This window comes from Neobacillus niacini (genome assembly GCF_019749295.1).
Lineage (GTDB): Bacteria > Bacillota > Bacilli > Bacillales > Cytobacillaceae > Neobacillus > Neobacillus niacini_D.
This window is the reverse complement of record NZ_JACWFG010000033.1, coordinates 63,869-72,088: the sequence shown is the minus strand read 5'-3', so window position 1 is coordinate 72,088 and position 8,220 is coordinate 63,869. Positions and strand designations below refer to the sequence as shown.

Annotated in this window: 9 protein-coding genes; 2 read left to right on the top strand and 7 right to left on the bottom strand. The window is 37.3% G+C overall.

The features are described from left to right. Positions 1 to 251 precede the first annotated feature (251 nt). Positions 252 to 482, bottom strand: a complete 231-nt coding sequence (locus tag H0184_RS27000; protein WP_221830976.1) for a hypothetical protein — start codon at positions 480 to 482, stop codon at positions 252 to 254. A 139-nt stretch (positions 483 to 621) separates the two neighbouring features. Between H0184_RS27000 and pdaB the strand changes: the two genes are divergently transcribed. Next, on the top strand, positions 622 to 1,374 hold the full coding sequence (gene pdaB / locus H0184_RS26995; RefSeq protein ID WP_221830969.1) for a polysaccharide deacetylase family sporulation protein PdaB: 753 nt from the start codon (positions 622 to 624) through the stop codon (positions 1,372 to 1,374). A gap of 21 nt (positions 1,375 to 1,395) precedes the next feature. Here the strand turns inward: pdaB and H0184_RS26990 are convergent, their stop codons facing one another. Continuing rightward, on the bottom strand, positions 1,396 to 2,082 hold the full coding sequence (locus H0184_RS26990; protein WP_221830961.1) for a KinB-signaling pathway activation protein: 687 nt from the start codon (positions 2,080 to 2,082) through the stop codon (positions 1,396 to 1,398). Positions 2,083 to 2,234: 152 nt separating this feature from the next. On the opposite strand from H0184_RS26990, the gene gerD reads away from it, so the two are divergent. Beyond that, positions 2,235 to 2,819, top strand: a complete 585-nt coding sequence (gene gerD / locus H0184_RS26985; RefSeq protein ID WP_221830958.1) for a spore germination lipoprotein GerD — start codon at positions 2,235 to 2,237, stop codon at positions 2,817 to 2,819. Between the two features lie 44 nt (positions 2,820 to 2,863). Here the strand turns inward: gerD and H0184_RS26980 are convergent, their stop codons facing one another. From H0184_RS26980 to H0184_RS26960, 5 genes are all read right to left on the bottom strand, one after another. Next, positions 2,864 to 3,919, bottom strand: coding sequence for an Mrp/NBP35 family ATP-binding protein (locus tag H0184_RS26980; RefSeq protein WP_221830956.1), 1,056 nt, complete (start codon positions 3,917 to 3,919; stop codon positions 2,864 to 2,866). 125 nt (positions 3,920 to 4,044) lie between these two features. After that, positions 4,045 to 4,770 (bottom strand): N-acetylmuramoyl-L-alanine amidase CwlD, encoded by a 726-nt coding sequence (gene cwlD / locus H0184_RS26975; protein ID WP_313771835.1) that lies wholly within the window; start codon positions 4,768 to 4,770, stop codon positions 4,045 to 4,047. A 132-nt stretch (positions 4,771 to 4,902) separates the two neighbouring features. After that, entirely contained in the window at positions 4,903 to 5,346 is a 444-nt protein-coding gene (locus H0184_RS26970; protein ID WP_221830945.1) for a YbaK family protein, read from the bottom strand. Positions 5,347 to 5,525: 179 nt separating this feature from the next. Then, positions 5,526 to 6,932, bottom strand: a complete 1,407-nt coding sequence (gene nhaC, locus H0184_RS26965) for a Na+/H+ antiporter NhaC (RefSeq protein WP_221830936.1) — start codon at positions 6,930 to 6,932, stop codon at positions 5,526 to 5,528. Positions 6,933 to 7,389: 457 nt separating this feature from the next. Next, complete coding sequence (locus H0184_RS26960) at positions 7,390 to 8,097, bottom strand: MerR family transcriptional regulator (RefSeq protein WP_221830935.1); 708 nt, start codon at positions 8,095 to 8,097, stop codon at positions 7,390 to 7,392. Positions 8,098 to 8,220: the final 123 nt, after the last annotated feature.

Below are 8,220 nucleotides of genomic sequence, written 5' to 3'. Positions count from 1 at the left end.
TTGGCTTAGCTTTTATAAAAAGCTAAAAAAATCGTTTGTTGACGTTACTGTTTGTTTAGTTTTCAAAGAGCAATTACAATCTACCGCGTAAAAGCGACTTTATTAATATATCATCATCGAGACATAAAGTCAACAACTTTTTTAAGTTATTGTTTTACGTCATCAGCGACGTTTATTAATATACCAACATAACATTTGAAAGTCAACAATAAATATGAAATTAATTTATCTAATTTAGAAAGATGTTATATCTAGCCCTTCCTCCTGCTTTTATTATCCCTTCTCATATATTTTAAACACTCATTTGGTGAGGCTACTCTTTTAAACAAGGTAAATAAAATCTTATACCGTTCTTCCATTGCTCGTTTGACTATATGATCAATACGATCATCTTTCAGATCAAATAAGATTTCATCCATCTCTCGTTTTATCAGGTATTCCATTTCTTTTACTTCTTTATCATTAATGAGAAGCCCAAACATTGAATCACCCTTCATGTTAGATGTATTTATTGTAGTCTTTTCCAAAAAAGGAAAATTTATAATTAAATTTCATTTATCATATTCATTTAATAAACAGCATAAGTATGAGACAAGGATAGCATTGGACGAGGTGGTATAAATGAATTTCTTTTTTGTGTTGAATGGTAAATCTGTAAAACAAATTCTTTTAATCGTAATCGCTGCTTTTTTCACTGCAATGTTTCTATTTATGAGTAATCTTTCATTGTCTCCAGTCTTTTCAACAAAAGATGGGCCAAAAGCCGTTTATCGCGGTGAAAAGGATATCGCTCTTACTTTTAATATTGGCTGGGGTGATGAAAAAGCAGAGCCCATTTTAGATGCATTAAAAGAAGGGAATGTAAAATCTGCAACCTTCTTTTTGGCTGGTTCTTGGGCAGAGCGGCACCCGGATATTGTCAGCAGGATAGTTAAAGAGGGATATGAAATTGGGATTCTTGGATACGCTTATGCAGATTATACTGAGTTAGAAGATGTTAATATCGGTAAAGATATTGCAAAAGCAAAGGAAGCCTTTAGAAAGTTAAATATTAATGAAATAAAGCTTTTGCGTGCCCCTACTGGTCATTTTGATGAACGCTCCTTGCGAATAGCAGAACGATATGGCTACACTGTTGTTCATTGGAGTATAGACTCAAAGGATTGGACCAATCCAGGAGTTAATCAGATAATTACTAATGTAAAGAAAGCAAATAAAGGAGATATTGTGCTTCTTCACGCATCTGACTCTGCTAAACAAACAGCAAAAGCATTACCTGGAATTATCCAAGAGCTGAAAGGGAAAGGATTGAAACTCGTTACTGTATCAGAGCTTATAGCAAATGGAGCAGTTGAGTCAAAAGAAATTAAATAAACAAGCAAAAAACCGCCCATATTAAATGGACGGTTTTTTGCTTGCTTTTTTCTGAAGATTTGATTTCTTACTTTGTTTCCGGTTTCCTTCAATTCGCTGTCTTTCCTGTTGCGATTGCATGTTTAATTTGTGAAGGATTAATATTTGATAAGCATTACAAGCAAGTAGTGCGAACAACATAAGATATACCCAGCTTTGTTCGTTTACACGCAGCACAGGGAACCACTCAATAACTGTAACGACAATCATAAAAAAGAGTGCTGGAATAAATGCTTCTCGGTTTGTTTGTTTAGATTTATACAAAGCTGTGATCAGCCCCGCTATTAATAAAATAACTGCAAGTCCGATATAAGGAAGGAGACTTTCCCCAGATTGCGCAAAGGTCTCATAGCGCAAATAAACAAGATCAAATAACACAAATAGAATTAAAACTGCTTGCACTCCATTCCAAAGTGAAACAGATTTAAAGATGCCTAAGCCAAAACGGTGTACAGTAAGATACGCAAAAAAGCCCATTTGACTAATAACGCTATAAAGAATACCCCATAAAACAAACCAAAACAGGGCGGATAATATATTAATGATTTTAAGATCAATAAAATAGTGTACATATTCATTCCAATTGATAATAAAGCCTACAATTGCTGTTGTGATTCCACCAATTAATAGCGTAGTCATAAACAGCCTTACCCAAATACGACTCGTCACACCATTATCCTCCAATAACAAAAAATAAATTCCATACTGATTGTACCAATCGAAATATAAAAAATCCATCTTTTCAATTACCTCACGCATAATATAACGCTCTTTTCTTCATCCTAAAAATTAAGGACTCTTATGTGAAAGGAGCTTTTTATATGAATAAAAGATGGCTTATACTTCCCTTGCTCATCACTATTGTTTTATCTAGTTGTGCTTCCCCAGAAGCAAGCAGCGGGGAACAAATTGATTATGAGGCAACAAAAAAAATGGTTGTAGATATACTTAAAACAGATGATGGTAAGAAGGCCATCCAAGAGGTAATGTCTGACGATAAGATGAAGGAAACACTGGTTATGGACCAAAAAGTGGTTTCTGATACGATCCAGCAAACTCTTACATCAGAGAACGCAACTGAATTTTGGAAAAAAACATTTAGTGATGAAAAGTTTGCCCAGGGTATCGCAAAAAGCATGAGAACTGAGAATGAAAAACTATTAAAGGACTTGATGAAAGACCCAGAGTATAGAGGCATGATGATAGAAGTATTCAAAGAACCAGAAATTCAGAAGGAAATGGCAGACGCACTAAAAAGCAAAGAATATCGGGAACATCTGCAAAAGGTTATATCTGAAACGCTTGAAAGTCCACTTTTCAAAGTGAAGATGCAGGAATTGCTGTTAAAAGCAGCTGAAGAAACACAGAAAAAAGAAGAAGGAAAAGAAGGCGGAGAATCCGAATAATAGTTAAAAGCCTCTTCCTAATTTGGGAAGAGGCTTTTTCTACTCTACTTTTTCAAAAGGCTTGTCATTTTCTCTGCAATTTCTAAATAAATTTTTCCTAATTGGTGGTCTTCCTGATAGATAGATGGAGCAAAGTCATCATCATTCCAATCAGGCTGATTGAGCGGCAGTCGGCCAAGTACTTCAGTATTCAAGTCTTCGGCCAATTTATCACCGCCGCCTTTACCAAATACATATTCTTTCTCGCCTGTAACCTTACTTTCAAAGTAAGCCATGTTCTCAATTACACCTAAGATCTCATGATCTGTACGCAGTGCCATTGCACCAGCACGTGCCGCAACAAAAGCCGCTGTTGGATGTGGAGTAGTTACGATTACTTCCTTACATGCAGGAAGCATTGTGTGTACATCCAAGGCAACATCCCCTGTTCCTGGAGGTAAGTCTAGAAGTAAATAGTCCACTTCTCCCCATTCTACTTCATTAAAGAAGCTGTTTAACATTTTGCCTAACATTGGACCGCGCCAAATGATCGGAGAATTATCCTCTACAAAAAATCCCATTGAAATGACCTTAACACCAAAGCGCTCAACAGGCAGAATCTTCTCGCCCCTTACTACCGGCCTTTTTGTAATTCCCATCATGTCGGGAACACTAAATCCGTATATATCCGCGTCAACTAAACCAACCTTTTTCCCAAGACGTGCCAGGGCAACTGCAAGGTTGACAGATACAGTCGATTTACCGACTCCGCCTTTTCCACTCGCAACTGCGATAAAGGTTGTTTTATTAGAAGCAAGCAGCCCCTGGTCTTCTGTTTCACTTGCAGCTTGACGATGTTGTGCTAACACTGCTTCTGGTAACTCACTAAATCTAATTCCAACTGTTTGGGCACCAGCTTCTTTTAGCAAATTAACTACTTGTGTTTGGAGCTGCAATTGTTCTGCTGTCCCAGTTTTCGCAATTTGTAATTTCACGCTGACATGACTTTTCTCTTCTTTTATTTTTATTTCTTCAATAGCATTTAATTCTGCTAATGTTTTATGTAAAAAAGGTTCTTTTAAGTTTCCTAACACTTCTCGGACATTCACTTCTGTTAACATGTAAACAAACACCTCACCTAATGAATTCGTTTCCAGTTTTCAGTATACCATAACTTTTCATAGAAACAGTTAAATGAATCACTACCCACTATCATTCCAAAAAAAAGGAGGTGCAAAACGCCCCTTTAATCTTCTATCTTTATTTCCTTCTCATTCGTAAAATAGCGAACAACACCTTGATAGATGGAAGCTGCGATCTTTTCCTGATAGGCTTCCTTTTTTAACTGTTCTCTTTCGTTTGGATTTGATAAAAAGCCGACCTCTACCAATACCCCAGGCTTTTTAGCATTTTTCAATATATATACAGAATTAATCGGCTTTGCTCTTCTAGTTGTATTTTCTAAATTTACGATTAGCTCATCTTGAATAAATTTTGCAGCCTTCGCATTTTCTTTAAAATGAGGTGCATAAAAGGTTTGGGCTCCGCTCCACCTAGAAGAGGGAATAGCATTTAAATGAATACTGACAAAGAGGTCATTATCTGAGTCATTTATCATCTTTAATCTTTTCTTCAAGTCCTCTACTTTCCTTCTGCTGTATCCTTTTGTATCTTCGTCTGCCAAATCCTTATCTGTCTCCCGGGTCATGACAACTAAGGCTCCCTGCTCCTGCAAATAATCTCTGACTTTTAATGAAATATCCAAGGCAATGTCTTTCTCTAATGCTTTGGTGTTTCCTGCTCCACCGTCTGGTCCGCCATGGCCAGGGTCAATTAATATGATTTTTCCTGACAAGGGAAGACTCCAAGAATCGCCCCAAGTGTTCTCTTTAACAAAATCATATTGTAAAATCAGAAATAAAAGCAGTAATCCAACAGAAAAACCTATGACCTTTAATTTTTTCTTAGACACCCGTATCATCCTTCCCGCTCGTCCCTATACACTTAACTATATGGGACAAGGGGCCTTTTTAGAACACAGAAGAATGAGAAAATGAAGCACCAGGATTACAGTCAACCCTGGTGCTTCATCTACGCTATATAATTAATGTAATCGCAGTTTGCGTCGTCTTTGGCCGTTATTATAGCCCTCTTTCCACCAAACATCTATATATCCCTCACAGGAGTAATAGAGCGTTTCACTCATTGTCCCTTCTTCACCATTGCCCCAATAAAGAAGAAAATTGTATAGCGTATCAATTAAATGCTTCTCTTCCCTGTAACAACGTTTACGTACGTCATCTATATTCTCACCATAATACCCAAATTTGCTGAATTTCGCTCCCAATAAGTAGGCTTCCAAAGCTACGTCATAACAAGCCTCTTCAATTCCTGTATTCATAACAAAGCTCTGAGCAATCCTGGTTGATCCGAAATACTGCTGAACTCGTTCTTTTAACGTTTTCACCGATAAGTCCTTCAGTACGGACCGCTCGTATTTTAATTGTTTGTCGCGACGCTTTTCTTTAAAGGTTGTAATTACAGTCACTTGCTTTTCACCTCTTAGGACTATTCTTCATCCCTAGGTCGTAAGAAATGCAAGGTCTGATACGTTTTGTATTGCCAATTTTTATCGTATTCTTCCTGATCATGGTGACAGGCACCCAATAGGTTGGTTGAGCGTCTTTGAGGATATGTTCATTAACGCTTTATAAACTGTGTAATACATTATGAAACTTTATGGCTGTATTTTTTATCGTGTTTCGGAAGTGTTAAACCAGTAAAACCATAGAATATTGTGAGCAATGGTGAAAATAAGCAAAATAATGCAAACGGAATATATTCAGTAACAGGCACTCCGAGAACGGAAGCCAGAAATACACCACAAACACTCCATGGGACAAGAGGATTGACGACAGTTCCTGCATCCTCAAGCACCCTTGAAAGATGCTTCGGCTCCAGGCCAGCCTTTTTGAAATTTTCTTTAAAAGCATTTCCAGGTAACAGAACTGATAAATATTGCTCTCCAATAATAAAATTTATAACTACCGCAAACCCAGCAGTTGTACTAATTAAAAGCGAAACACGGGTTAATACACCTTGTAAAAGTGATATAAGAGCTGGAATAATGCCTAACCTGAAGAGAAGTCCTCCCATGCTTAGAGCCAGCAAAACCACTGATATGCTGAACATCATACTTTCAATACCGCCTCTTGTCAGCATTGAATCGACTTCTTGTATTCCACTTTCAGACTTATATCCGAAATAGAGTAAATCAAACAATCTTTTGCCGTCAACTCCATTATTCATCCAAACAGAAATAAATAGGGCCGAGAGAATGCCAGCGAACAGCGTGGCGATTACAGGAACTTTTTTAGCTGCTAGTATAGTAAGGACAATGAATGGAAGAAGTGAATACCAGTGTACAAGCTTTAGATTTAATAATGCATCTTTAAGATTTCCCATTTGTTTAATACTTTGTTCTGTATCGGCTGGCGATATAACCAGATAAACAATTAGCGAAAATAAAAATGCCGGAATCGTTGTCCATAACATATTTTTTATATGGTCAAATAAATCTGCACCTGCAACGCTTGCAGCAAGGTTTGTCGTATCTGATAAAGGCGACATTTTATCGCCAAAGAACGCTCCAGAAACAACTGCCCCCGCTGTGATAACAGGCGATATTCCTAGTGTAGTACTTGCTCCAACAAACGCCACTCCCAATGTTGCAGCTGTTGTTAAGGAACTCCCTATGCTTACGCCAATAATAGAAGTTACGACAAAAACGACTGCATAGTAAAATTTCCCCGAGACTAACTCGACAGCTAGATAGATAAAAGTCGGAATTGTACCACTTGCCATCCAGCTGCTGATCAGCATTCCTATAAAAAAGAAAATCATGACCGAGGCTATACCAGATTTTGCTCCAGCTGCCATAGCTGCTTCAAGTTCCATAAAGTTTACTTTCTTAACAGCACCAAATACTAGCAACAGGACAACTCCTGCAATTATTGCGATTTGTGGAACTACTTTTATTCCAATAATTAGGTAACCGATAATCCCCATTAAAAGCACAGTAATAAAAGCCGCCTCGGCTGGTCGAATTGCCAGCACCTTCTGTTTTTGAAGCATAAAATCTCCCCCTATGACGTATAAAATAAACGCAAAAAAGCCCCTTCGAATATAGGGACGAAGGGACTCCGCGGTACCACCCTAGTTGGCAGGAATAATTTCCTGCCCTCTTTAAAAAATATGCCCTTTCCAAGACAGGTGTATTTCAAATTTATCATCGCCCGGATTTCCACCTTCCATCCGGTCTCTTATTGCTGCTAATGACTATTCTACTAAAACTGCAGGCAAACTATTCACTTTTACACTAAAACGCTTTTAAGCGTTAAAGCATTATATTTAAATAATATACATTGCATTTTTCTTTCTGTCTACAAAAAAAAAGCATGCAATAACTATTTTTTAAACGAAAAGGTATTTTAGATAATAAAAAAGCCCCCATCCAGAATGGATTGAGAGCTTTATAAAGATAAATAACCGTTAGGAACTCATGGAGCATCACTAGCCTACTGCAGGAAATTTATTTTCGGAATATAGAGAAAATCTTTTCCCACTTATCTTTAGGTTTTTGTATTGAATTTTCGATACGTTTATTAAAGTCATTTTGTGAAAGCCACTCTTTTTTCATTTCTTCCCGAAGATTTTGTAATTCTTTTTGAAAGTATTCGCTTTTTTGTTTTTCCTCTTCCAGCAATGCTTCGTAATGGATCTTTTCCTGTTCAGATAACTTCTCAATCCTAGCTTGCGTTTTTTGTGCAGAATTTGAAATGTTAGAGCTTAAATCGTGGTGATCCTGCTTTAGCCTGGAAACAGTAGTTTTAAGATCTGCCATATCGCTTATCAATTGGACATTCATTTCGCGTGTGGCAGCAAGTTCATTGGCCAAGTAAGCTAATATTTCTCTTAATTGATTAGGATCTTGGGGTAAATTGTCAACCGTATTGGTTACCGCTATCTCTGTTTCATTAAGACCTGCCAACTTTTCTTTTTGTTGATACGCAATGACTTTGGCTGTATCGTCTAGGGGCATGTCCGTATCGCGTAACGCTATAAGTGCTTCAATGTCGGATTGAACAAAGATACGCCGATCTCCTTCTTTTAAGAACACATATCCATTTCGCTCTAATATTTGGCCATACTTCCGAACAGTAGGTGTTGCAATCCCCGCTTCCTCCGCCACTTCCTTAGAAGTGAAAGAGCGTTCAAACGGTTGAATATCATTTCGCATATCTAATCACCTTTTTATCATAAATATGAATAGTTTTTGATGAATCTGCAAGTGCCATATCACCTAGCGATACAAAAAAATTGATATGCCCCTTTCCTTAACACATTTTTCAAAAACTGTTTT